The sequence below is a fragment of the Vibrio sp. 16 genome, assembly GCF_963681195.1.
Classification (GTDB): Bacteria; Pseudomonadota; Gammaproteobacteria; order Enterobacterales; family Vibrionaceae; genus Vibrio; species Vibrio sinaloensis_D.
In genome coordinates this window covers 36300-62869 of the sequence record NZ_OY808997.1, presented here as the reverse complement: position 1 = coordinate 62869, position 26570 = coordinate 36300, and the positions used below count along the sequence as shown (strand labels likewise).

Below are 26570 nucleotides of genomic sequence, written 5' to 3'. Positions count from 1 at the left end.
CCCTCATCGATAAGGGGCAATCTAAACTTTTGATACTATTGAGCTCTTAGGCGTTGCCAGTACTTTTCATAAACCGCTAGGGTCTCACTGCCAACATCATTGATAAACTCACCTTTTTGGATATCTTCCACTGATGGGAAAATGGTGGCATTGTTTTTTAGCTCATCCACCAGCAGAGCTCGACCAGACTGAGTGACAGAGGCATAGCCCAAGCTGTTTACGATCTCAGCCTGTTGCTGCGGCTGGTACATAAAGCGAATAAACTGGTGGGCAAGTGCCTTGTTTTGACTTCCCGATGGAATGGTAAAGTTGTCCATCCACAACACGGCCCCCTCTTCAGGCATCACAAACTTCAGCTCCGCCATTTCAGCTTGCCCTTGATACGCATTCCCATTCCACTGCATGCCCAGTGCAGTTTCACCAGCAACGTAAGGCATTTGAGGCGCGTCTGAATTGTAAAGCAGCACATTGTCTTTTAGTGCTACCAACGATTCGTAAGCTTGCTTAATTTCCTGCTCATTGTTGCTGTTAATGCTATGCCCATTGAGTTTTAACGCCATTCCAAACACGTCTCGAATATCATCAATCAACATGACTTGCTGTGCGTATTTGGCATCCCAAAGCTGGGCCCACTTTGTAATAGGTTCTTCAACCAAACTCTCATTGTAGCTAATGCCAGTCACGCCCCAAATATAGGGCAGTGAGTAGCGGTTGCTCGGGTCGTGAGATTGACCAAGTAAGCCTTCCATCGCATCAGACAAGTTCGGGATTTGCGAGTGGTCAATCTCTGAAAGTAAGCCTTCTCTGCTCATTTTCTCGATAAAGTAAGCAGAAGCAAAAACCACGTCATACCCCTTGCCTTTCACAAGCTTCAACTTAGTGTACATAGACTCATTGTTTTCAAAGGTTGAGTAATTAACTGTGACACCATGCTGTTTTTCAAATGCTTTCAGTGATGCTTCTGGCAGGTAGCCTCCCCAAGCGTAGACATTAAGAACGTTTTCATTGGCCAGTGTAGAGAGACTAAACAACAAAGCGCTCAGTCCGACAGCTTTGGAAATTGCTTTCATAGTATGCGATCCAACTTATCCAGCAACGCGCTGGGATTCGCACGCATAGTTATCCAAATGTTACCTAATTGAAAGGCAATTTATTTTATCGTTTCGAGCGTTAATTGTTATCAGAATATTCATAACTCAAAGCAATACAATAAACAGCAAATAGTAGACAACAAAAAGCCCCTGAAGCTTTCACTTCAGGGGCTTTTAAAGCTATCTAGCTAAAGCAAGAATTACTTCTTAGCTTCGCGCTCTTTAACTTCTGCGATAACTTGCTCAGCAACGTTTGCTGGACAAGGTGCGTATTGACCGAACTCCATAGAGAACTGACCACGACCAGAAGTGATAGTACGTAGGTGACCGATGTAGCCAAACATTTCTGATAGAGGAACGTCTGCTTTAATACGAACGCCTGTAGTACCAGCTTGTTGGTCTTTGATCATACCGCGACGACGGTTAAGGTCACCGATTACGTCACCAACGTTGTCTTCTGGAGTGAACACGTCAACTTTCATGATTGGCTCAAGAAGTTGCGCACCTGCTTTAGGCATAGACTGACGGAATGCGCCTTTAGCAGCGATTTCGTAAGCGATTGCTGAAGAGTCAACTGCGTGGAAACCACCGTCGAATAGTTCAACTTCTACGTCTAGAGTTGGGAAACCAGCTAGAACACCAGTGTCCATCATAGATGCGAAGCCTTTCTCTACTGCAGGCCAGAATTCTTTAGGTACGTTACCACCAACAACTGTTGAAGAGAACGTGAAGCCAGAGTTTGGCTCACCTGGGCGGATACGGTAGTCGATCTTACCGAACTGACCAGAACCACCAGACTGCTTCTTGTGCGTGTAGCTATCTTCAACTGCTTGAGTGATAGTTTCACGGTAAGCTACCTGTGGAGCACCTACTTCAAGCTCAACACCGTAAGTACGCTTAAGGATGTCTACCTTGATGTCTAGGTGAAGTTCACCCATACCTTTCAGGATAGTTTCGCCTGAGTCTTCGTCAGTCTCAACTTGGAATGATGGATCTTCTGCAACCATCTTACCAATCGCGATACCCATTTTCTCTGTAGAACCTTTGTCTTTTGGAGAAACAGCAATAGAGATTACTGGTTCTGGGAAGATCATAGCTTCTAGAGTACATTCGTGCTTAGGATCACATAGAGTGTGACCAGTTTGAACGTTCTTCATACCTACGATAGCGATGATGTCACCAGCTTGAGCTTCAGTTAGCTCGTTACGCTCGTCCGCTTGCATCTCACACATACGGCCGATACGCTCTGTTTTACCAGTCGCTGAGTTAAGGATAGTGTCACCCTTCTTCAGACGGCCAGAGTAGATACGTACGAATGTTAGGGCACCAAAACGGTCATCCATGATTTTGAATGCTAGCGCTTTTAGTGGCTCATCTGCAGATACAGTTGCAACTTCGCCAGTTGGCTCACCAGTTTCTGGATCTGTTAGAGGCTGAGGATCAACTTCGTTTGGAGCTGGTAGGTAATCTACAACAGCGTCAAGGATAAGTTGCATGCCTTTGTTCTTGAATGCAGAACCACAGAACGTTGGGAAGAACGCTAGATCACGTGTACCTTTACGGATACAAGCTTTTAGCTGCTCGATAGTTGGCTCTTCGCCTTCCATGTAAGCTTCCATTAGGTCGTCGTCTTGCTCTACAGCAGTCTCAACTAGCTCTTCACGGTACGCTTCTAGGTCATCAAGCATGTCCGCTGGAACATCTTGAATTTCGTAGTTTTCTGGTAGACCAGTTTCGTCCCAAACGTAAGCTTTACGGTTTAGTACGTCTACAACACCAACGAAATCGTCTTCACGACCGATTGGCAGAGTCATAACTAGTGGGTTAGCGCCTAGTACGTTCTTCACTTGGTCAACAACGTTGAAGAAGTCTGCACCCATACGGTCTAGTTTGTTAACGAAGATCAGACGAGCAACTTCTGAATCGTTCGCGTAGCGCCAGTTTGTTTCTGACTGAGGCTCAACACCACCAGAACCACAGAATACACCGATACCACCGTCAAGAACTTTAAGTGAACGGTATACTTCTACTGTAAAGTCAACGTGTCCCGGAGTATCGATAACGTTTAGGCGGTGGCCATTCCACTCACAAGTTACGGCAGCAGACTGGATTGTGATACCACGCTCAGCTTCCTGCTCCATGAAGTCAGTTGTAGACTCACCGTCGTGTACTTCACCAGTTTTGTGGATTTTACCAGTAAGCTTAAGGATACGCTCAGTGGTGGTAGTTTTACCCGCATCAACGTGCGCGAAAATACCAATGTTTCTGTACTTTGATAAATCTGCCATTGTCTTACTCTGTTTATAAGGTATAAATTGCGCGCAGAGTATATCACAATCTGTCAAGACTGATACCCTTGCGTGCGCTGTATTTAAAAAAAGTTTGGGCTGCTGCCCTCACATGTAGGATAGGTAATAAAGCCTGTTTCTGCCTAACGCTAGAACCAATCAACCACCCCTTTTGATCGCTTTCGATGAAGTGTACGCCCTACCTGCTCAACCTTCAAAAATCGAACTCCAGTGACGCTTCATGGAAACAATATAGCTGTTTATACGCTCATTTTCGAGTTCCAACCTCAACAATGAACAAAAAGGGGTTACGAACTCCCTGGCTATGTCATTCAAATGCTATAGGTTCACAAAGTTCTCTATTCGATTAAATCCCGACGCGACACTCACCAAAGCACTCACCAGTAACATTACGGATAGCACTTCGACAGCGTATGGAGCTAGACTCACTGAGACACATACAATCAAACGCGACCTCCCTCTAGGCGAGATGATGCAGTCAGGAGTATTTGATAAATCGGCTGCAAAGCAATAACTCAATGAGAATTCTCAAGAGTTTGTAAGGAGTAGCAACTTAGCGGTGTAAGCGTCGCTCACAATCAAAAACGGTGGCATGTGTTAGAGGTCGAGTATTGGAACGATTATCTTAAATTTCGTATTCGGTGAGTTGCTGGTACTTTCTTTTCTTGTTGTTGAACATATTTTTGTCAGCCTCTCTCACCACGGCTTCATAGTCGCCATTGGTTTGGAAATGGGCTGCTCCGTAACTCACACCAACACTTGGTAAGAATTGAGTTCTTAATGTTTGGTCAAGCTCATCTAATGCAGTCTTAATGCGAGAGACATTACTCTCACTAAATACCAAGCCAAACTCATCGCCGGATATTCGATAAAGCTCGGCATTGTTAGGCAGTGCGGCCATTAAGCGTTCACTGAATGTCACCAGTAGCTCGTCGCCCATTTCGTGACCGTAGTTGTCATTGCACGACTTCAAACCATCCAAGTCGATATAGATAAAGCCTTCACCTGACGCAGCCGTTTTGAGTTTCTTTTCCATAGCATAACGGTTGGGTAATTGAGTGAGTGCATCGGTATGTGCTATTTCCAACATATCTTTCGCTTGCTTTAAAGCGCGCGTTTTTTCATGTTGAAGTCGTGTCATTTGATAAGCGATGACGCATGAAAGGAAAAGTACTTCCCAAGTCACAGCAATCAACCCAATGTGCGACATGTAGATGGTTTTGAGGTCCGCGATTTGCTCTTGCGAAATGGCTATCGACCCGAGTACAACGAACCCTGCGTTTGCCACTAAATACCAACGAGCCACGATGCTTCGTTTCAGACTCTTATATATGCCAGCGATGACACCAAATAGTAAGAATAAGCCGACAGAAAAACGGTTAAATTCGTTCTGCCAGTGAGGCATGAAAAATGAGAGCAGAACGAAGCTACTAAATAACGCAATCACCGTTGCCCCAATCCACCACATGTACTTGTCAGCCTGTCGCGAGATTTGTAACAGGGACATAACAAACACAATGTAAGCGATATTAGAAAACAGAATAGGCCAACTCGCCCCGCCATACCATTGTACTCCCATCAGCTGAGGCAGAACGTGTAACGTAGTGGCATTAAAGACTAAGTTGCCAGCAATGAACAGCGCGTAGCTTAAATCAACCAGACTTAGGCGCGTCACCGACAAGACGAGGTAATAGAAGAACAGACCAACAAACACTCCTAAGCCTAAAAGAGTAATGGTGTTACCAAGGTTAATTTCCCGAATGTACTCTTCTTCCGCCATAACAAAAGGAGTGGGAGGAGCGATATTGAACTGAGAAGCCTGAGAGGTAATGAGGTAATAGTGACCAGGCGTCAACATAGCCTCCCTACCATTACGCAAAAAGTAAGGGTTTGGCTCATTAGACAGCAAGCCACCAGCAAAATGAGCAACTAATCGCCCTTCTACATCAAATAGCCAGTGGTCAAATTTGCCGATCAAGGCTGAATTACGAAAATCAATAACGTAGCTTTTGGGATGGCTTACCTTAAACTCGAGTAAACTGGTGTAGGTTCCACCAGTTAAACCAAAGCTATCGAATGAACCGTTGAAAAACTCATTAATGTCGTTAAATGGGGCGTCAGAAGACCAACGCTTGTCGGCTACCCACGTCACTTCATTCTGAAAAATAGTACTAAAGTTATCTTCTGCGAACGAGTATTGGACAAAGCCAAGCGCTAAGATGAAGAGCAAAGCACACTGTTTTCTAAGGGTATCCATGACCAAAATATCATTCCAATTGATAAGTCTTCAAGCACCGATTATGCAATACCCTGTGTCATAAAAAACAACTTTCAAACTAACATCATTGAAATATGTGACGCTCATCAATACGTCACTTAAAAGAAAAAACCAACGGCATTCAGCGCGTTGGTTTGTAAAAATTATCAATAAACGTCTATTTGATGATTAAGGTCTTGGGCAGATTTCAGACTGAGGGAAGAAGAACTCAATTTCTCTTGCCGCCGACGTTGGGCTATCAGAACCATGAACGGAGTTGTAACGCATGCTTAGTGCGTAGTCCGCTCGGATTGTGCCGCACGCTGCTTCTTCTGGGTTAGTTTTACCCATCAACTCACGGTAACGCGCAATCGCATTTTCACCTTCAAGTACTTGAACCATAATTGGCCCAGACGTCATGAATTCTTTCAATGCAGGGAAAAACTCTTTGCCTTCATGTTCCGCGTAAAAGCCACTCGCTTGCTCTTCTGTTAGATGCACCATCTTCGCGGCAACAATTTGTAGACCCGCTTTCTCAATACGATGGTAAATCTCACCAATCAGGTTGCGCTTAACTGCATCGGGCTTAACGATAGAAAAAGTTCTTTCTAGAGCCATAAGGTATCCTTTCGTTTTCTCTTGTTTAGATAAAGAAGAGGCTCTACGGCCTCTTAATCATTGATATTATTTATTTGCTTGCTGAACCAATAGGCCCGCTAGACTTCGAACGCCAACGCCAGTTGCACCGGCCGCCCATTTATCTGTCGCAGCTTTTCGGTAAGTCGCCGCGCAGTCAAAATGCAGCCAACCTTTTTTATAATCTTCAACAAAGTAAGATAAGAAGGCTGCGGCAGTGCTTGCACCCGGAGAGTAATCACCACTGCTGATGTTTGACAGATCCGCAAAGTTCGATGGCAACATTCCTCTATGGAAGTCAGCCAAAGGCAAAGGCCATAGACCTTCTTTCTCTTCACGCGCTGCCGTCAATGCTTGGTGAGAAAGCTCATCATCAAAGCTCATTAGCGCATGGTAGTCATTACCCAATGCGTTCTTCGCAGCACCCGTTAGAGTCGCACAATCAATAATCAGCTCTGGATTTTGTTCGCTCGCGTAAATCAGGCCATCAGCAAGTACCAAACGCCCTTCCGCATCGGTATTCATGATCTCAACGGTTTTGCCATTCTTGTAGGTAATGATATCTCCCAACTTCAAAGCTCGACCTGAGATCATGTTCTCCGCACAACATAGGATCAACTTCACACGCTTATTCAAACCACGCATGATCGCAAGACCAAGACCGCCGGTAATCGTACCAGAGCCGCCCATGTCCGCTTTCATCGCGGTCATAAATCCAGACGGCTTAATGCTGTAACCACCTGAATCAAAAGTAATGCCTTTACCCACTAGGCAGGCAAACACTGGTGCGTTTTCATCACCTGTCGGGTTAAAGTCCAGTTGTAGCATTGCCGAAGTGCGGTCTGAACCACGACCCACGGCATAGATGCCTTGCCAACCTTCCGCCAACAGATCTTTATCTTTTACGATGCGTGCTTTAACGGTACCTTCTGGGGCTACTGACTTAATAAACTCGGCCGCCATGGTTGCCAATTGACGAGGGGCAACTTCTTCTGCGGTTTTGTTGATGATATCGCGAGTGAAGTCGGTCGCTTTAATTCGCGCGGTCAGCTCAGCTTGATCCGCTTCTGCTAACTCTTGCCATTGGCAGTGATTCTCTTTTTTAGGCCCACGGTAACCCTGGTGAAATGCCCAAACACTTTCCAAATCCCAACCGTCACCAACAAGAGACACTGAAGCGATCCCTTGTCCATCTAGCTTGCGCGCGGCCTTTTGAATGGCACCAAGATCGTGACCTTCTCCAAGGTGAATCGTCGCTCCCTTGTCGGAAAACGAAATTAATGCGTTGTCTCCCCAATGAGGGGCTGCAGGATCTTGGCTTAGAAATACTGACATCTGTGTAGACATGGTTTCTCCTTGTCTGTATTGGCGCTGCCTACGCCTTTTTCTATTCACGATGAGATGTTAACACTTTAATGTTAAATTGATAAAAAAACGGACCCAAAGGCCCGTTATTTTTAGTAAATTTTGTTAACTGCGAGGGATTTCCCGAACAAGTTAATCCATTTCATCCATCCAGCAAAGGATCACCGCTTCTAAAATCTTTTCATTTGATCGATTTGGCTCATCCTCAAACTCTTCCAATTCTAGAATCCATTGGTGAAGATCGGTAAAACGTACCGTTTTTGGATCAACGTCCGGAAACTTATCGCATAGCTCGATCGCAATATCGCGTGAATCTGTCCATTTCATTGCTTACCTTCCTACTCGATGATGAGTTGTTATTATCGTCTTAACGTAAATTGCAGATTAATGATCTTCTGATGCGTGATTCAACGTGTACTTTGGAATCTCAACCACCAGATCTTCATCCGCCACTTTTGCTTGGCAACCAAGACGAGATTCAGGCTCTAGACCCCACGCTTTATCAAGCATGTCATCTTCAAGCTCATCACTCTCTTCAAGAGAATCGAATCCTTCACGAATGACGACGTGACAAGTTGTACAAGCACACGATTTTTCACACGCATGCTCAATACCGATGCCATTTTTTAGCGCGACGTCCAACACCGTGTCACCCGTATTTGCCTCAAGCACTGCACCTTCTGGGCATAAGTCTTCATGGGGTAATACAATAATTTTAGGCATAACTTAATCTCTTAAATATCATTAACTGACTGTCCAGACAGCGCAGCTCGAATTGATTTATCCATACGACGGGAGGCGAAGTCTTGGCTCGCTTTGTCCGTGTCTTTGATGCCCTGTTCAATTGCGTCGGCATTGTCTCCATTGCGTAGCTCGATGAGAGCTTCAATGGCCTTCAACAATGCTTGGCGCTCTTGCTCAGAAAGAAGTTCATCACCATCCGCTTGCATCGCCGCAATCAAGCCTTCGATAACACGATCCGCTTCGACACGCTGTTCTGCCAACGCGCGAGCTTGCATGTCCTCTTTGGCATGGGTCATGGAGTCGCGTAGCATGTTTGCGACCTCATCATCACTCAAACCATAAGAAGGTTTCACCTGAATTTCGGATTGAACACCTGTGCTCTTTTCCATTGCAGTAACTGAAAGCAGACCATCGGCATCAACTTGGTAAGTTACACGAATATGTGCAGCACCCGCAGCCATCGGAGGGATACCTTTCAGCGAAAATCGAGCTAAGGAACGACAGTCGTCCACCATCTCTCGCTCACCTTGAACAATATGTACGCTCATTGCCGTCTGGCCATCTTTAAATGTGGTGAACTCTTGAGCTCGAGCGACAGGAATCGTTGTGTTGCGTGGGACAATTTTCTCAACGAGACCGCCCATGGTTTCGATACCAAGTGACAACGGAATCACATCAAGCAGTAGCATCTCTGAATCTGGCTTGTTGCCAGCCAAAATGTCAGCCTGGATACCGGCACCGATTGCAACGACTTCGTCAGGGTTAATGCTTGTCAGAGGCGTTCGACCAAAAAATTCTCCAACCATCTCACGAACTAGTAGCGTACGTGTTGAACCGCCAACCATAACGACTTCAAGAACATCTTCTGCATCGACATCCGCATCTTTCAGTGCACGGCGACAGGACATCAGCGTTTTTTTAACTAGAGGACGAATCAGATCTTCAAACTCTTCACGGCTTACACTGCCTTTCCAGCCGAAAACATCCACATCTACGATCTCTTTCTCAGAGAAAGCAATTTTTGTATCGGTTGCAATATTAATCAGTGCACGATTCTTTTCAGCAGACAATGCCCCTTCAATACCCGCTTGTTGCATCAGGTATTCCGCCAACAAGTGGTCGAAATCATCACCACCTAACGCGGAATCACCGCCAGTGGCAAGTACTTCAAAGACACCTTTCGACAAACGAAGAATAGAGATGTCAAATGTACCACCACCAAGGTCGTAGACAGCGATCACGCCTTCTTGCCCTGAATCTAAACCATAGGCAATTGCGGCAGCTGTCGGCTCATTCAAAAGACGTAAAACATGCATGCCTGCCAGCTTAGCCGCGTCTTTTGTACCTGCACGTTGTGCATCATCAAAATAAGCCGGTACCGTGATAACCACGCCAGCAAGCTCGCCGCCAAGTGTTTGTTCCGCGCGTTTACCAAGAGACTTTAAAATGTCAGCAGACACTTCAATCGGATTCTTGTCCCCTGCTTTTGTAGAAAGCACAGGTAATCCGTTGTCGCTCTCTTTAAATTGATAAGGTAAGTTCGGGTAACGCTGCTTAATGTCGTCAAGTGAACGGCCCAACAAGCGCTTCACCGAAATAATGGTATTTGCTGGGTCTTGTTCCGCCAACGCTTTCGCAGCCTGACCAACAAGTGGGAGCTCACCAGAGTAGTTCACCACAGAAGGGAGAATACTGTGGCCATTTTCATCTTTTAGCGTAGCAGCATCACCACTACGTACCGACGCAACCAGTGAGTTAGTCGTACCTAAATCAATGCCTGCTGCCAGTTTGTGCTCATGGGGTGCCGAGCTTTGACCCGGTTCTGCTATTTGAAGTAGTGCCATGATTGGTCCTTGTTGCTAACTAGCCGAGGAGTTTATCTTCCACTAGTTCGATTTCGTTCTTTAATTTGGCAATAAATTTAAGCTTACGTACACGTTCCGCAGCTTTGAGCCATAACGCATCATTCAACTCTTGCTCGACGAGGGATAAATGCTGCTTAAACATCTTGCTCACTTTGGCGTCAAAATTGAACAGTGCCTCTTCCGAATCCGAGTGACTTGCAATATCTTCTAGCTCTTCTCGCAACTCCATCTGCTCCATCAGGAACATCGGATCTTGCATCGTTTGCTGTTCTCCGCGTATCTCTACACCATTTTCCGCCAGTAGGTACTCAGCTCGAGATATTGGGCTTTTTAATACTTGATAAGCATCGTTGATTTCCGCTGCTTTCTGGACAGCCATCAGGCGATCACGCTCAGAGGCGGTTGCAAAGTTATCAGGATGAAACTGCTTTTGAAGTTCACGGAACTGTGAAGAAAGAAGGCTACCATCCAGCTTAAACTGACTTGGTAGCCCAAATAATTCAAAGTAATTCATTTAGAATTCGGTCCTTGGTAATCATCTGTGGGCGATTCACCCACAGGCGCTGTCAATTAAACGTTGAAGCTTTCACCACAACCACATTCGCTTTTGGCATTAGGGTTGTTGAACTCAAACCCTTCATTCAGGCCTTCTTTAACGTAATCCAACTCTGTACCGTCCAAATACACGAGGCTTTTTTGATCGATAATGACCTTAACACCATCATGTTCGAATACTGAGTCTTCTTCGTTAAGCTCATCCACAAACTCAAGTACATACGCCATACCAGAACAGCCGGTCGTTTTTACACCCAAACGTAAACCGATACCTTTGCCTCGGTTATCTAGGAATGTCTTAACGCGACTTGCCGCGGTTTCTGTCATTGTGATGGCCATACTGCACCTTAGTTTGTCTATGTAGCGAATGAAACGGGAGGATTGACCTCCCATTATATACAGAATACTTATTCTTGGTGTTTTTTCTTGTAATCAGCAACCGCTGCTTTAATTGCATCTTCCGCAAGAATAGAACAGTGAACTTTTACCGGTGGTAGCTCAAGTTCTTCAGCAATTTCTGCGTTTTTGATTGCTGCAGCTTCATCAATGCTCTTACCTTTAACCCATTCAGTGACAAGTGAGCTTGACGCGATCGCGCTACCACAACCGTAAGTTTTGAACTTTGCATCCTCAATAATGCCTTCTGGCGTTACTTTGATTTGCAGTTTCATAACATCACCACACGCAGGAGCACCAACCATGCCGCTACCCACATTTGGATCTTCTTTATCAAATGAACCAACGTTACGTGGGTTCTCGTAGTGATCGATTACTTTTTCGCTATATGCCATGATAATTTACCTCGAATCCTCTATTAATCTTTGGGAATAACCTGCGTTTTAGTGGTGTGCCCACTCAACTGTGTCTAGGTCAATTCCTTCCTTGTACATATCCCATAGAGGAGACATGTCGCGCAGTTTAGTCACTGCTGTACGAATCTGTTCAATTGCGTAGTCGATTTCTTCTTCTGTAGTGAAACGTCCAAAAGAGAAACGAACTGAGCTGTGTGCGAGTTCATCGTTTAGACCAAGAGCTCGAAGTACGTATGATGGCTCTAAGCTTGCTGATGTACATGCGCTACCTGATGATACCGCTAAGTCTTTAAGAGACATAAGAAGTGATTCACCTTCAACAAAAGCAAAGCTCACGTTTAGGTTATGAGGAACACGTTGTTCAAGGTCACCGTTCACGCTTACCGCTTCAAGATCTTTAACACCGTCAAGTAGGCGGTTACGCAATGCCAAAGCGTGGTCGAAATCTTTTTGCATGTCTTCTTTCGCCACGCGGAATGCTTCACCCATCCCCACAATTTGGTGAGTTGGAAGCGTACCTGAACGGAAGCCACGCTCATGACCGCCACCGTGCATTTGTGCCTCTAGGCGAATACGTGGTTTGCGACGAACGTAAAGCGCGCCAATACCTTTAGGGCCGTAGATTTTATGAGCTGAAAGAGAGATCAAATCGACTTTCATTTCTTGAACATCGATAGGTAATTTACCTGCAGATTGAGCGGCGTCGACATGGAAAACGATCTTACGCTCACGGCATAGTTCACCGATAGATGCGATATCTTGGATTACACCAATTTCGTTGTTCACGTGCATGATTGAAACAAGCACAGTGTCATCTCTCATTGCAGCTTCAAGCTTCTTAAGATCAATAATGCCGTTTGCTTCTGGTTCAAGGTAAGTCACTTCGAAACCTTCACGCTCAAGCTGACGACATGGGTCTAAAACAGCTTTGTGCTCAGTCTTACAAGTGATGACGTGCTTGCCTTTCTTAGAGTAGAAATGCGCAGCACCTTTGATAGCTAGGTTGTCTGATTCAGTCGCACCCGATGTAAATACGATTTCACGTGGGTCCGCATTCAATAAATCTGCAATTTGCTCGCGTGCAGTATCTACCGCTTCTTCTGCCTGCCAGCCATAACGATGTGAACGCGAAGCTGGGTTGCCAAACGTGCCGTCAATAGTCATGTACTGAACCATTTTTTCAGCCACACGAGGATCAACAGGACAAGTCGCTGAATAATCAAGATAAATAGGCAGTTTCATTTTCTACTCCAATGTAACAGGCAAATCGCTTATGAGCGGACATTTACACCGATGGGTGCGGTGTTTGTATTTTTTGTAGCAAACCCATGGTTGACGGCAAGATCAATGTCTTGGCGGTCAGAAATTTCTAGGACTTCATTATCATGCATTAACTCACCTAAGGTGATGTTGTTCAAGAAGTCGCTAATACGTGAACTCAAGTCACGCCACAGTGTGTGAGTTAGGCAACGAGTGCCACCTTGGCAGTCTCCTTTCCCATTGCATTTAGTCGCATCTACAGATTCGTCTACCGCCGCAATGACCGTACCAATAGAGATAGACTGAGCGTCTTCACCAAGTCGGTAACCACCGCCAGGACCACGAACACTTGCAACCAAACCCGCTTTACGTAGTTTAGAGAAAAGCTGCTCTAGGTAAGATAGAGAGATCCCTTGACGCTCTGAAATATCAGCCAGAGGTACAGGGTTTTGTTGCGAATGCAGAGCCACATCTAACATGGCTGTCACTGCGTATCTTCCTTTAGATGTAAGTCTCATATAACACCATATCCACACCGTTAATATGGTAGGAATTCTTCCATACCTGACTATTTTGGTCAAGTATTTAATTGACTATTTTAGTCAGGTATTTAACCACTTTGCTTATATGGACAAAATCACTCGTTTATACGCTTTTCTATCGCAGTAAGAACACCACGTAAAATGTTCAGCTCTTGAGCTTCTGGTCTCGCGCGATTAAACAAACGACGCAGTTTATTCATCACCTTACCTGGTTGGTCTTCACTGATAAACTGGGTCTTTTGAGCCACTTTTTCAAGGTGCTCAAAGAACATTTCCAGCTCTTTGTGTCTTGGATATTCAACCAATTCGGTAGTCGCGTACTGGCTTTGCTCTTTTTCAAGGAAGGCCATACGTACTTCATAGCTCAGAGTCTGAACAGCCATCGCCAAATTGAGAGAGCTATATTCAGGGTTTGCAGGGATACAAACGTGGTAATGGCAGGTTTGCAATTCATCGTTGGTTAACCCCGTACGCTCTCGACCAAATACCAAAGCCACTGGGGCGCTTTGTCCTTCTTCGACAAACTTAACCCCACATTCTCGCGGTTCAAGCATTGGCCACTCCAATGTGCGAGAGCGAGCGCTCGATCCCACAACAAGGGCGCAGTCAGAGACAGCTTCAGTTAACGACGAGACTATCTTAGCATTCTCAGCGATATCACTCGCCCCCGCAGCTAAAGCGAGGGCCTGTTCATCGACGCTGCATTGAGGATCAACTAGCACTAAATTACTCAAACCCATGACTTTCATAGCACGAGCGGCGGAGCCAATATTTCCAGAGTGCGAAGTCCCCACAAGGACAACTTTTACGTTGTGAAGCATCGATGAATCCTAAAGCTATTAATAAAGCGGCAAGATAATAGCATATACCTGACTAAAATGGTCAGGTCCTTTCTGATTAAAAACCAAGAGGACAAAAATTAACCGCTTCCATTTGGTCATTTATCTGGTATACTGCCGCCCGTTTTTCTGTTCTTTAACATCCGTTGGGAAATTAGTATGCATCCAATGCTTAATATCGCTATTCGTGCTGCACGAAAAGCAGGCAATCATATTGCTAAATCTTTAGAAAATGCTGAGAAGATCGAATCAACTCAGAAAGGCACGAACGACTTTGTTACTAACGTAGACAAAGAAGCAGAAGCTATCATTATCGATACGATTAAAGCGTCGTACCCAGAACACTGCATCGTCGCAGAAGAAAATGGCGTTATCGAAGGTAAAGATAAAGAAGTACAATGGATCATCGACCCACTGGATGGCACTTCAAACTTTGTAAAAGGTTTACCACATTTTTCTGTCTCTATCGCTGTTCGCTTTAAAGGTAAAACAGAAGTTGCTTGTGTTTACGACCCAATGCTCAATGAGCTATTCACAGCTCAACGCGGTGCTGGTGCTCAGCTAAACAACGCACGTATCCGTGTAAAACAGCTAAAAGACCTTCAAGGCACTATTCTAGCGACTGGTTTCCCATACAAGCAAAAACAGCACTCTGAATCTTACTTCAAGATCATGTCTGCGCTATTTGTAGACTGTGCTGACTTCCGTCGTACTGGCTCTGCCGCTCTAGACCTATGTTATGTTGCAGCAGGCCGTGTTGATGGTTTCTTCGAGCTAGGTCTTAAGCCTTGGGACATCGCAGCGGGCGAACTGATCGCTCGAGAGGCTGGTGCTATCATCACCGATTTCGCAGGTGGCACTGACTACATGAAGTCAGGTAATGTTGTAGCGTCAAGCGCACGCGGTGTTAAAGGCATGCTTAAGCATATCCGTGAACACGGTAACGAAGCACTACTTAAATAAATCAAGCTCCGTCACAGCTGATTATGAAGCCCGCTCTTTGAGCGGGCTTTTTTATTGTCTAAAGCATCTATAATCAATATTGCACCTCCATAGTGGATTGTTCGCCTTATGAATTACCAACTTTCTTTCGCTTGCTTACTAATGTGTCCAACAATGCTGCAAGCGAAATCTATTGTCATTGCAATTGAGGACTACCCTCCCCATACGTCCAGCTCCAACGCTGAGCATAGGTTGCTGCAAGATCCAGTGACCAAAGTATTTGAGTCGCTAGGCTACCAAGTTGTCTATGAATACACCTCATGGGCAAGAGCATTGAAAGGGGTTAGATCTGGGAAGTTTGATGCAACATTCCCTTGGTTCGAAAATAAAGATCGACGAGATCATTTCATACTTTCAGATAAATTAATGACACAAAAAGTCGTGTTCTTTCATCGCAAGGATAATGGATTTGATTGGCAAACCGACGAAGACCTTGCTTCATATACGTTGGGAGCTGTGGTCGATTACACAGCGCGGGATGTGCTCATTGAGATGGGACTAAAGCCATTCACTGGAAACACTGATAGCTATGTATTTCAATTGCTGTTCAAAGGGCGAATAGATGCCTATCCTGCTACGATTGAAACTGGGCAGATGAGAATTGATCAAGTACTCCCAAAAGAGGCGGCTGAAGAGTTAACCTATCATAACAAACCACTGTTCGAACAAGATATGTATTTACTTTTTTCTAAAGAGAAGTTTAAAGACTCTGCTCTACCTGAGAAGTTCAATCAGAAGTGGAATGATTATCTAAGAAGCGAAAAGCCGCTCGAGAAATAGAGTTAGGGGCAGATGCATTAATGGTTGCAGCTCAGTAATAAAAGCCACGTCACTTGCCTATAGACAATTAGGATTCAGCAAGTAAGCCTTGTTCTTTTGGCAAGACGGGGAATACGCTGCTCTGCCAATTGAATACTTCAATACCAAAAAGTAAAAAGGCTCTAGTCTTTCGACTAGAGCCTTAGATATGGCAGGGGTGGAGAGATTCGAACTCCCAACACGCGGATTTGGAATCCGCTGCTCTGCCAATTGGAGCTACACCCCTATCTTCGTGTTTATTGAGACGACTCTCAAATAAGTGGCGGAGTGGACGGGACTCGAACCCGCGACCCCCGGCGTGACAGGCCGGTATTCTAACCAACTGAACTACCACTCCGCAGTGGCATACTCACTATCAAGCAAGTGTCCATCTTTTGTCTTCACTTTTAAAAAGTGAAAATAAATTGGAAGCCTGGCGATGTCCTACTCTCACATGGGGAAGCCCCACACTACCATCGGCGCTAATTCGTTTCACTTCTGAGTTCGGCATGGAATCAGGTGGGTCCAAATCGCTATGGTCGCCAAGCAAATTCTTTAATCTGGAAAGCTGTTTGTGTTCTCTATAACACAATCAAAGTATTCTTATTTGAGTCCATCAAAACCCTTTGGGTGTTGTATGGTTAAGCCTCACGGGCAATTAGTACAGGTTAGCTCAATACCTCACAGCACTTACACACCCTGCCTATCAACGTTCTAGTCTCGAACAACCCTTTAGGACTCTCAAGGAGTCAGGGAAGACTCATCTCAGGGCTCGCTTCCCGCTTAGATGCTTTCAGCGGTTATCGATTCCGAACTTAGCTACCGGGCAATGCGTCTGGCGACACAACCCGAACACCAGAGGTTCGTCCACTCCGGTCCTCTCGTACTAGGAGCAGCCCCCTTCAATCTTCCAACGCCCACGGCAGATAGGGACCGAACTGTCTCACGACGTTCTAAACCCAGCTCGCGTACCACTTTAAATGGCGAACAGCCATACCCTTGGGACCGACTTCAGCCCCAGGATGTGATGAGCCGACATCGAGGTGCCAAACACCGCCGTCGATATGAACTCTTGGGCGGTATCAGCCTGTTATCCCCGGAGTACCTTTTATCCGTTGAGCGATGGCCCTTCCATTCAGAACCACCGGATCACTATGACCTGCTTTCGCACCTGCTCGAATTGTCATTCTCGCAGTCAAGCGGGCTTATGCCATTGCACTAACCTCACGATGTCCAACCGTGATTAGCCCACCTTCGTGCTCCTCCGTTACTCTTTGGGAGGAGACCGCCCCAGTCAAACTACCCACCAGGCACTGTCCGCAACCCCGATAAGGGGTCAACGTTAGAACATCAACACTACAAGGGTGGTATTTCAAGGACGGCTCCACCGATACTGGCGTACCGGTTTCAAAGCCTCCCACCTATCCTACACATGTAGGGTCAATGTTCAGTGCCAAGCTGTAGTAAAGGTTCACGGGGTCTTTCCGTCTAGCCGCGGGTACACTGCATCTTCACAGCGATTTCAATTTCACTGAGTCTCGGGTGGAGACAGCGTGGCCATCATTACGCCATTCGTGCAGGTCGGAACTTACCCGACAAGGAATTTCGCTACCTTAGGACCGTTATAGTTACGGCCGCCGTTTACCGGGGCTTCGATCAAGAGCTTCGTACAAGTACTAACCCCATCAATTAACCTTCCGGCACCGGGCAGGCGTCACACCGTATACGTCATCTTACGATTTTGCACAGTGCTGTGTTTTTAATAAACAGTTGCAGCCACCTGGTATCTGCGACTCTCATCAGCTCCATCCGCGAGGGACTTCACCGTCAAGAGCGTACCTTCTCCCGAAGTTACGGTACCATTTTGCCTAGTTCCTTCACCCGAGTTCTCTCAAGCGCCTTGGTATTCTCTACCCGACCACCTGTGTCGGTTTGGGGTACGATTCCTTACAATCTGAAGCTTAGAGGCTTTTCCTGGAAGCATGGCATCAATGACTTCACACCCGTAGATGCTCGACGTCGTGTCTCAGCCTTAAAGAGAGCCGGATTTACCTAACTCTCAAGCCTACGCACTTGAACCTGGACAACCGTCGCCAGGCCCACCTAGCCTTCTCCGTCCCCCCATCGCAATTGTAAGAAGTACGGGAATATTAACCCGTTTCCCATCGACTACGCCTTTCGGCCTCGCCTTAGGGGTCGACTTACCCTGCCCCGATTAACGTTGGACAGGAACCCTTGGTCTTCCGGCGAGGAGGTTTTTCACCCCCTTTATCGTTACTCATGTCAGCATTCGCACTTCTGATACCTCCAGCATGCTTTACAACACACCTTCAACGGCTTACAGAACGCTCCCCTACCCAATGACTAAAAGTCATTGCCGCAGCTTCGGTTTATAGCTTAGCCCCGTTACATCTTCCGCGCAGGCCGACTCGACTAGTGAGCTATTACGCTTTCTTTAAATGATGGCTGCTTCTAAGCCAACATCCTAGCTGTCTAAGCCTTCCCACATCGTTTCCCACTTAGCTATAATTTGGGACCTTAGCTGGCGGTCTGGGTTGTTTCCCTCTCCACGACGGACGTTAGCACCCGCCGTGTGTCTCCCGGATAGTACTTACTGGTATTCGGAGTTTGCAAAGGGTTGGTAAGTCGGGATGACCCCCTAGCCTTAACAGTGCTCTACCCCCAGTAGTATTCATCCGAGGCTCTACCTAAATAGATTTCGGGGAGAACCAGCTATCTCCAGGTTTGATTGGCCTTTCACCCCTAGCCACAAGTCATCCGCTAATTTTTCAACATTAGTCGGTTCGGTCCTCCAGTTGATGTTACTCAACCTTCAACCTGCCCATGGCTAGATCACCTGGTTTCGGGTCTATATCCAGCAACTCGACGCCCAGTTAAGACTCGATTTCTCTACGGCTCCCCTAGATGGTTAACCTTGCTACTGAATATAAGTCGCTGACCCATTATACAAAAGGTACGCAGTCACAGGACAAGCCTGCTCCTACTGCTTGTACGTACACGGTTTCAGGTTCTATTTCACTCCCCTCACAGGGGTTCTTTTCGCCTTTCCCTCACGGTACTGGTTCACTATCGGTCAGTCAGTAGTATTTAGCCTTGGAGGATGGTCCCCCCATATTCAGACAGGATATCACGTGTCCCGCCCTACTCGATTTCACTGAACACACATCGTCAACTACGGGACTATCACCCTGTATCGTCGGACTTTCCAGACCGTTCGTCTAACGCGTGTAAAGCTTAAGGGCTAGTCCAATTTCGCTCGCCGCTACTTTCGGAATCTCGGTTGATTTCTTTTCCTCGGGGTACTTAGATGTTTCAGTTCCCCCGGTTCGCCTCGTTATGCTATGTATTCACATAACGATACTTGCTTATGCAAGTGGGTTTCCCCATTCGGAAATCCCAGACTCAAATGGTTTTTACTACCTAATCTGGGCTTATCGCAAGTTAATACGTCCTTCATCGCCTCTGACTGCCAAGGCATCCACCGTGTACGCTTAGTCACTTAACCATACAACCCCAAAGAGTTTCGCGAAGCGAATCTTGAGGATGTTGTTAAACAACCAAAGTTGTCTGCAATTTTTATACATGTGCAGACACGATTTTGCCGGACTCAAATTCCAAGAACACTTGAATGTGTTGTATTGGTGTTTGTCTTAACGACAAACATTGAGAACTTTACAATCAACAATAATTTGTTGATTTGTCAGCTTTCCAAATTGTTAAAGAGCTAGATTTCTTTCGAAACCATTTTTAAAGACTCTGCCTTCTATTAAAAGAAAGAAGAACACTTAAAGATGGTGGAGCTATGCGGGATCGAACCGCAGACCTCCTGCGTGCAAGGCAGGCGCTCTCCCAGCTGAGCTATAGCCCCATCAAGGTGTCGATACTGTATGCCAATTTCAAGGAAATTGGTGGGTCTGAGTGGACTTGAACCACCGACCTCTCGCTTATCAGGCGAACGCTCTAACCACCTGAGCTACAGACCCAGTATCGTCTCTAAAACGTAATAAACCATCAATCTGTGTGAACACTCATCGCAATAATCATCGTATAAGGAGGTGATCCAGCGCCAGGTTCCCCTAGCGCTACCTTGTTACGACTTCACCCCAGTCATGAACCACAAAGTGGTGAGCGTCCCCCCGAAGGTTAAACTACCCACTTCTTTTGCAGCCCACTCCCATGGTGTGACGGGCGGTGTGTACAAGGCCCGGGAACGTATTCACCGTGGCATTCTGATCCACGATTACTAGCGATTCCGACTTCATGGAGTCGAGTTGCAGACTCCAATCCGGACTACGACGCACTTTTTGGGATTCGCTCACTCTCGCAAGTTGGCTGCCCTCTGTATGCGCCATTGTAGCACGTGTGTAGCCCTACTCGTAAGGGCCATGATGACTTGACGTCGTCCCCACCTTCCTCCGGTTTATCACCGGCAGTCTCCCTGGAGTTCCCACCCGAAGTGCTGGCAAACAAGGATAAGGGTTGCGCTCGTTGCGGGACTTAACCCAACATTTCACAACACGAGCTGACGACAGCCATGCAGCACCTGTCTCTCAGTTCCCGAAGGCACACTCGTATCTCTACAAGCTTCTGAGGATGTCAAGAGTAGGTAAGGTTCTTCGCGTTGCATCGAATTAAACCACATGCTCCACCGCTTGTGCGGGCCCCCGTCAATTCATTTGAGTTTTAATCTTGCGACCGTACTCCCCAGGCGGTCTACTTAACGCGTTAGCTCCGAAAGCCACGGCTCAAGGCCACAACCTCCAAGTAGACATCGTTTACGGCGTGGACTACCAGGGTATCTAATCCTGTTTGCTCCCCACGCTTTCGCATCTGAGTGTCAGTATCTGTCCAGGGGGCCGCCTTCGCCACCGGTATTCCTTCAGATCTCTACGCATTTCACCGCTACACCTGAAATTCTACCCCCCTCTACAGTACTCTAGTCTGCCAGTTTCAAATGCAATTCCGAGGTTGAGCCCCGGGCTTTCACATCTGACTTAACAAACCACCTGCATGCGCTTTACGCCCAGTAATTCCGATTAACGCTCGCACCCTCCGTATTACCGCGGCTGCTGGCACGGAGTTAGCCGGTGCTTCTTCTGCAGCTAACGTCAAACGGATGTGCTATTAACACACCCGCCTTCCTCACTGCTGAAAGTACTTTACAACCCGAAGGCCTTCTTCATACACGCGGCATGGCTGCATCAGGCTTGCGCCCATTGTGCAATATTCCCCACTGCTGCCTCCCGTAGGAGTCTGGACCGTGTCTCAGTTCCAGTGTGGCTGATCATCCTCTCAGACCAGCTAGGGATCGTCGCCTTGGTGAGCCCTTACCTCACCAACTAGCTAATCCCACCTGGGCATATCCTGACGCGAGAGGCCCGAAGGTCCCCCTCTTTGAGCCGAAGCTATTATGCGGTATTAGCCATCGTTTCCAATGGTTATCCCCCACATCAGGGCAATTTCCCAGGCATTACTCACCCGTCCGCCGCTCGACGCCGTTATCGTTCCCCGAAGGTTCAGACAACTCGTTTCCGCTCGACTTGCATGTGTTAGGCCTGCCGCCAGCGTTCAATCTGAGCCATGATCAAACTCTTCAATTTAAGATTTTGTCGGCTCAATGAATACTGAACATTACATAAGTAATGTTTGAATTGACTGTGCTGAATCTTTCGATTCAATGGTCACTTCGTTTCATTGAAACCTAATTTGAAACCGAAGCTTCTAATTGGATTATCATCAACGAGTGCCCACACAGATTGATAGGTTTATATTGTTAAAGAGCTTTGCTTTGAGCTTTCTATCAAAGCGGACGGCCATTCTATCGATATAACTTTAAGTGTCAAACACTTTTTTCGTTACTTCTCTGAAAGTTACTAACTTCACTTTCAAGCCGTTTGTTAATCAGGTTTCCCGTGACAACGGAGGCGCATTATAGGGAGTTATCTGACAAGCACAAGCCCTAAATGCAAAAAAACACCAACCATTGAATCGTTCGCATACATTTCACACAAAGCGCGCAAAACTCAAACAAAAAGGGCCTTAAAAGGCCCTTTAAATAAAACATAACTACTGATGCGCGATGATCTGGTCATTGTTAACCAAGAGTTTTACCGGTTTCTCAGGGATAACTCTGCCCGCTAATATCGCTTTAGCAAGTGGGTTTTCTACACTCTGTTGAATTGCACGTTTCAAAGGTCGTGCTCCAAACACAGGATCAAACCCAACTTGCGCAATCAGATCAAGAGCCTTATCCGAGACTTCAAGTACGTAACCTTTGTCTTCCATCCTATCCGACAAACGTTTCAACTGAATGGACGCTATCGATTTAATATGCTCTTGAGCCAATGGGTGGAAGACAACACTTTCATCGACGCGGTTTAAGAACTCAGGTCTGAAGTGCTTGCTTACCACCTCCATCACTTGTTCTTTCATTCCCTCATAATCAAGCGCTCCAAAGTTTTCTTGGATACGTGCAGACCCGAGATTTGATGTCATGATCACAACCGTATTTCGAAAATCAACAGTTCGCCCTTGACCATCGGTTAGTCGACCATCATCAAGCACCTGCAGTAAAATATTGAAAACATCTGGATGTGCCTTCTCTACTTCATCAAGCAATATCACCGAATAAGGTTTCCGGCGAACAGCCTCTGTGAGGTAACCACCTTCCTCATAACCCACATAGCCCGGAGGCGCACCAACGAGTCTCGCGACGGAATGCTTTTCCATAAACTCAGACATGTCGATACGAACCATCGCATCTTCACTGTCAAACATAAAGTGAGCCAGTGTTTTGCAAAGCTCTGTTTTACCCACGCCAGTTGGCCCTAGGAATAGGAACGAACCAATTGGCTTATTGGGATCCGACAAGCCCGCTCGACTACGGCGGATGGCATCGGAAACCACTTCTACGGCTTCCGTTTGACCAATAACACGCTTGTGGAGAACTTCCTCCATCTGAAGCAGTTTCTCTTTTTCCGCTTCGAGCATTTTTGAAACAGGAATACCCGTTTGCTTTGATAGTACTTCAGCAATCTCGTTGTCTGTTACCTTGTTACGGAGCAAGGTCATTTCTTGCATCTCAGCCTGTGTTGCCAGATCGAGTTGCTTTTCCAGTTCGGGAATACGCCCATATTGAAGTTCAGACATTCGATTGAGATCACCAGCACGGCGAGCGAACTCCATATCTAAGCGAGCTTGTTCTAACTCAGACTTGATATGCTGAGTCCCTGACAACGCAGCTTTCTCTGCATTCCAGACCTCATCTAACTCCGCGAACTCGCGTTCTTTCTCTGCAAGTTCTTCATTGAGTATGTTGAGGCGTTTTTCACTCGCGTCGTCATGCTCATTCGTTAACGCTTGTTGCTCAATCTTAAGTTGGATGATTTTCCGTTCAAGCTTGTCTAGCGCTTCAGGCTTGGAGTCAATTTGCATACGAATACTCGATGCGGCCTCATCGATCAGGTCGATGGCTTTATCAGGTAACTGTCTATCTGACACATAGCGATGTGACAAACTTGCCGCAGCTACGATGGCCGGATCGGTTATTTCAACATGATGATGCAGTTCGTAACGCTCCTTTAGACCACGTAAGATCGCAACCGTATCTTCAACGGTTGGCTCATCGACAATCACTTTTTGAAAGCGACGCTCTAACGCCGGATCTTTCTCTATGTACTGGCGGTATTCATCCAAAGTTGTTGCACCAACGCAATGCAGTTCTCCGCGCGCCAAAGCGGGCTTCAACATATTACCGGCATCCATAGAGCCTTCGCCTTTACCCGCGCCGACCATGGTATGAATCTCATCAATAAAGAGGATAATATTGCCCTCTTCTTTAGAGAGTTCGTTCAAGACCGATTTTAAGCGCTCCTCAAACTCACCACGGTACTTAGCACCAGCCACCAGCGCGCCCATATCTAATGAGAGCACTCGACGTCCGCGAAGCCCTTCTGGCACTTCATTGTTCACGATACGCTGCGCTAAACCCTCTACAATGGCCGTTTTACCAACCCCAGGCTCACCAATGATCACTGGATTGTTTTTGGTGCGACGCTGCAGTACTTGGATAGTTCTGCGAATTTCATCATCACGACCAATCACCGGATCCAGTTTGCCTTGTTCAGCCCGTTCAGTCAGGTCAATCGTAAACTTCTCTAACGCTTGACGTAGCTCTTCTGCGTTTTGGTCATTAACCTTTTGACCTCCCCGCACTTTATCAATCGCTTCGCTTATTTTATCTTCCGTTAGACCTTGCTCTTTTAGCAATGCACCTAACGGACCGCGATCTTCAATTGCCGCAAGTAGGAAAATTTCAGAAGAGATGTAGGCGTCTTGACGCTTTTGGGCAACCTTGTCACATAAGTTAAACATGGTCCCCATTGCACTAGAGAGTTGAACGTCTCCCCCAATGCCACTGACTTTAGGCAATCGATCTAAGATCTCGCTAAGCTTTGAGCGTAGCTGCGTGATGTCTACATTGAGCATCGTTAACAACGGACGAATCGGACTACCATCCTGATCCATCAGTGCCACCATTAAATGAACTGGCTCTATGTATTGATGATCGCGGCCCAACGCCAACGATTGAGCGTCAGATATCGCGATTTGAAATTTACTTGTGAATCTGTCAAGACGCATATCTACCTTCCTAACCTCAACTGAGAATAATTCTATAATCAGTATGAAAGATGGCTACGCGATGTCAGATTTTCAAGGGAGGAGATAAGATAAAATCACCTTATCTGATGTGGAAATGAACTAGGATTCAATCCAAATAAACGTGGCTTGGCGTCCGGTCACACCATCACGGCGATATGAGTAAAACTGCTCTGGGTTTTGATAGGTACACAGGTCACTGTAATAGACTTGCGTAACGCCTGATTTGTTAAGCCTCTGTGTAACAAGAAGGTTCATATCAGCCAGATATTTACCTGAGCTACCTTTGTCTTGAAAAGCGAGTTTAGCTTGAGGATCAAAAGAGCAAAACGTATTCAACACATCTTCGCCAACTTCAAATGCACTTTTGCCTATGGCTGGCCCAATCCAAGCCATGACTTCTCCTTCAAAATGAAGCAGCGCATTTTCGACAATGCCGTTAGCCAAACCACGCCAACCAGCATGAACCGCCGCGACTTGAGTGCCATCTGTATTGGTCAATAAAACCGGCAAGCAATCCGCGGTCATCGCAGAACAGACAATGCCTGAGTTTTGGGTAAACAGGCCATCAGCATTTAACACTTCATCTGTGGGTTGGTTCGCTTTAGTGACCACTGTCGAGTGTGTCTGGTTAAGCCAAACAGGCACCGATGGCATTTTGGCAAACTCTGCCAGCAATGCTCTATTTTGCTGAACTGTTTTATCATCATCCCCAACGTGAGCCCCGAGGTTCAAGCCGTTATAAGGTGCCTGTGAGCAGCCTCCAGTTCGAGTTGAAGCAAACGCTTTGATATTTTTGGGCGCAGGCCAGTTGGGGATAATCATTTCCATAGCTAGAACTCGTCTTGTAAACCGTGTTCTTGAGTATCTTGACGCAGCGCTTCCGCCATTTCGACCATATCATCAGGAACAGGGGCATGGAATTCGACTTCTTCACCGGTAATAGGGTGTTCAAATTTAAGCATCACCGCGTGCAGCGCTTGACGGTCAAAGCTGCGGATTTTTTCCGCCAGTTCTTCAGTTGCGCCACTAGGAATACGCGCTCGGCCACCATACGCACTATCCCCTAATAGAGGATGCTGTAGATAGGACATGTGAACACGAATTTGGTGAGTACGACCCGTTTCCAAGCGAAGGCGGATGCGCGTATGTTCGCGAAAGTGCTCCGCAACACGGTAATGCGTCACCGCTGGTTTACCCATTGGGCTAACCGCCATCAAAGTACGTTTAGTCGAATGACGACCGATCGGCTGTTCAATTCGACCACCCGCTGTCATGCGGCCAATCGCGATGGCTTCATACTCACGGACAAAATTGCGTTTTTTCTGCAAAGCACGTACTAGACGAGTTTGCGCAGGGACGGTTTTCGCTACAACCATTAAGCCGGTAGTATCTTTATCTAAACGATGGACGATACCTGCGCGAGGCACTTCGGCTATGTTTGGGTAATGATGCAACAACGCATTAAGGACGGTACCATCTGGCGTGCCCGCTCCTGGGTGAACAACAAAACCACGCGGTTTGTTAATCACCAAAATATCGTCATCTTCATAGACGATATCAAGAGGAATATCTTGCGCTTCCCAGCGCTCTTCATCTTCAAGTTCCGCTTGCAGAATGATTTCCTCCCCGCCCATCACTTTGGTGCGAGGTTTGGTTACAACTTCACCGTTGACTTGGACTTTCCCCGCCAACAACCATTCTTTTAGTCGAGAGCGCGAAAAATCGGCGAATAATTCGGCGATAGCTTGATCCAGGCGTTGACCCAGTTGGCTATCTTTTACTGTATTGGTTAATTCAATCTGCTGAGCCATAT

General features: G+C 46.5%; 19 protein-coding genes, 4 tRNA genes and 3 rRNA genes. 2 read left to right on the top strand and 24 right to left on the bottom strand.

Going from position 1 to position 26570, the window contains the following annotated elements:
* Window positions 1-35: 35 nt before the first annotated feature.
* The 14 genes from U9J37_RS00290 to trmJ form a co-directional block, all read right to left on the bottom strand.
* Window positions 36-1070 carry an ABC transporter substrate-binding protein gene (locus tag U9J37_RS00290; protein WP_005471520.1) on the bottom strand — a complete coding sequence of 345 codons (1035 nt, stop codon included), beginning with the start codon at window positions 1068-1070 and terminating at the stop codon, window positions 36-38.
* Between the two features lie 221 nt (window positions 1071-1291).
* Window positions 1292-3379: an elongation factor G gene (gene fusA, locus U9J37_RS00285; protein ID WP_038139855.1), complete on the bottom strand. Its 2088-nt coding sequence runs from the start codon at window positions 3377-3379 to the stop codon at window positions 1292-1294.
* 646 nt (window positions 3380-4025) lie between these two features.
* Window positions 4026-5657: a GGDEF domain-containing protein gene (locus U9J37_RS00280; protein ID WP_322413851.1), complete on the bottom strand. Its 1632-nt coding sequence runs from the start codon at window positions 5655-5657 to the stop codon at window positions 4026-4028.
* A gap of 189 nt (window positions 5658-5846) precedes the next feature.
* The gene (gene ndk / locus U9J37_RS00275) at window positions 5847-6275 is read right to left on the bottom strand and encodes a nucleoside-diphosphate kinase (protein ID WP_005476778.1); all 429 of its coding nucleotides are present in this window, start codon (window positions 6273-6275) and stop codon (window positions 5847-5849) included.
* 66 nt (window positions 6276-6341) lie between these two features.
* Entirely contained in the window at window positions 6342-7640 is a 1299-nt protein-coding gene (gene pepB, locus U9J37_RS00270) for an aminopeptidase PepB (RefSeq protein WP_038139851.1), read from the bottom strand.
* Between the two features lie 150 nt (window positions 7641-7790).
* The gene (gene iscX, locus U9J37_RS00265) at window positions 7791-7985 is read right to left on the bottom strand and encodes a Fe-S cluster assembly protein IscX (protein ID WP_005476792.1); all 195 of its coding nucleotides are present in this window, start codon (window positions 7983-7985) and stop codon (window positions 7791-7793) included.
* Window positions 7986-8042: 57 nt separating this feature from the next.
* Window positions 8043-8381 (bottom strand): ISC system 2Fe-2S type ferredoxin, encoded by a 339-nt coding sequence (gene fdx / locus U9J37_RS00260; protein ID WP_005476776.1) that lies wholly within the window; start codon window positions 8379-8381, stop codon window positions 8043-8045.
* Window positions 8382-8392: 11 nt separating this feature from the next.
* Window positions 8393-10246, bottom strand: a complete 1854-nt coding sequence (hscA, locus tag U9J37_RS00255) for a Fe-S protein assembly chaperone HscA (protein ID WP_005476797.1) — start codon at window positions 10244-10246, stop codon at window positions 8393-8395.
* Between the two features lie 19 nt (window positions 10247-10265).
* Window positions 10266-10781, bottom strand: a complete 516-nt coding sequence (gene hscB / locus U9J37_RS00250; RefSeq protein WP_005476788.1) for a co-chaperone HscB — start codon at window positions 10779-10781, stop codon at window positions 10266-10268.
* A 56-nt stretch (window positions 10782-10837) separates the two neighbouring features.
* Window positions 10838-11161, bottom strand: coding sequence for an iron-sulfur cluster assembly protein IscA (gene iscA, locus U9J37_RS00245; RefSeq protein ID WP_005476800.1), 324 nt, complete (start codon window positions 11159-11161; stop codon window positions 10838-10840).
* Window positions 11162-11229: 68 nt separating this feature from the next.
* Window positions 11230-11613, bottom strand: a complete 384-nt coding sequence (iscU, locus tag U9J37_RS00240; RefSeq protein WP_005476795.1) for a Fe-S cluster assembly scaffold IscU — start codon at window positions 11611-11613, stop codon at window positions 11230-11232.
* Window positions 11614-11661: 48 nt separating this feature from the next.
* Window positions 11662-12876 (bottom strand): IscS subfamily cysteine desulfurase, encoded by a 1215-nt coding sequence (locus U9J37_RS00235; RefSeq protein WP_005476772.1) that lies wholly within the window; start codon window positions 12874-12876, stop codon window positions 11662-11664.
* A 29-nt stretch (window positions 12877-12905) separates the two neighbouring features.
* Window positions 12906-13412, bottom strand: coding sequence for a Fe-S cluster assembly transcriptional regulator IscR (gene iscR, locus U9J37_RS00230; RefSeq protein WP_072016635.1), 507 nt, complete (start codon window positions 13410-13412; stop codon window positions 12906-12908).
* A gap of 119 nt (window positions 13413-13531) precedes the next feature.
* Entirely contained in the window at window positions 13532-14257 is a 726-nt protein-coding gene (trmJ, locus tag U9J37_RS00225; protein ID WP_005476775.1) for a tRNA (cytosine(32)/uridine(32)-2'-O)-methyltransferase TrmJ, read from the bottom strand.
* A 177-nt stretch (window positions 14258-14434) separates the two neighbouring features.
* Between trmJ and suhB the strand changes: the two genes are divergently transcribed.
* Both suhB and U9J37_RS00215 read left to right on the top strand, forming a co-directional pair.
* On the top strand, window positions 14435-15238 hold the full coding sequence (gene suhB, locus U9J37_RS00220) for an inositol-1-monophosphatase (protein WP_038139846.1): 804 nt from the start codon (window positions 14435-14437) through the stop codon (window positions 15236-15238).
* Between the two features lie 153 nt (window positions 15239-15391).
* Entirely contained in the window at window positions 15392-16057 is a 666-nt protein-coding gene (locus U9J37_RS00215) for a substrate-binding periplasmic protein (protein WP_005476774.1), read from the top strand.
* 188 nt (window positions 16058-16245) lie between these two features.
* Here the strand turns inward: U9J37_RS00215 and U9J37_RS00210 are convergent.
* The 10 genes from U9J37_RS00210 to rluD all read right to left on the bottom strand — a co-directional run bounded on the left by U9J37_RS00210 (window position 16246) and on the right by rluD (window position 26568).
* A tRNA-Trp gene (locus U9J37_RS00210) sits at window positions 16246-16322 on the bottom strand.
* Between the two features lie 34 nt (window positions 16323-16356).
* Window positions 16357-16433 (bottom strand) — tRNA-Asp (locus U9J37_RS00205).
* Between the two features lie 73 nt (window positions 16434-16506).
* Window positions 16507-16622: ribosomal RNA gene (rrf, locus tag U9J37_RS00200) — 5S ribosomal RNA — on the bottom strand.
* 90 nt (window positions 16623-16712) lie between these two features.
* Window positions 16713-19601, bottom strand: a 23S ribosomal RNA gene (locus U9J37_RS00195).
* A 287-nt stretch (window positions 19602-19888) separates the two neighbouring features.
* Window positions 19889-19964: transfer RNA gene (locus tag U9J37_RS00190), tRNA-Ala, on the bottom strand.
* A 38-nt stretch (window positions 19965-20002) separates the two neighbouring features.
* Window positions 20003-20079, bottom strand: a tRNA-Ile gene (locus tag U9J37_RS00185).
* Between the two features lie 65 nt (window positions 20080-20144).
* Window positions 20145-21696, bottom strand: a 16S ribosomal RNA gene (locus U9J37_RS00180).
* The 16S, 23S and 5S rRNA genes sit together here with 4 tRNA genes alongside, the layout of an rRNA operon.
* A gap of 466 nt (window positions 21697-22162) precedes the next feature.
* Window positions 22163-24736 carry an ATP-dependent chaperone ClpB gene (gene clpB / locus U9J37_RS00175; RefSeq protein WP_322413850.1) on the bottom strand — a complete coding sequence of 858 codons (2574 nt, stop codon included), beginning with the start codon at window positions 24734-24736 and terminating at the stop codon, window positions 22163-22165.
* A 120-nt stretch (window positions 24737-24856) separates the two neighbouring features.
* Window positions 24857-25585 (bottom strand): peptidoglycan editing factor PgeF, encoded by a 729-nt coding sequence (gene pgeF, locus U9J37_RS00170; protein WP_322413849.1) that lies wholly within the window; start codon window positions 25583-25585, stop codon window positions 24857-24859.
* Window positions 25586-25587: 2 nt separating this feature from the next.
* Window positions 25588-26568 (bottom strand): 23S rRNA pseudouridine(1911/1915/1917) synthase RluD, encoded by a 981-nt coding sequence (rluD, locus tag U9J37_RS00165; protein WP_005477020.1) that lies wholly within the window; start codon window positions 26566-26568, stop codon window positions 25588-25590.
* Window positions 26569-26570 lie beyond the last annotated feature (2 nt).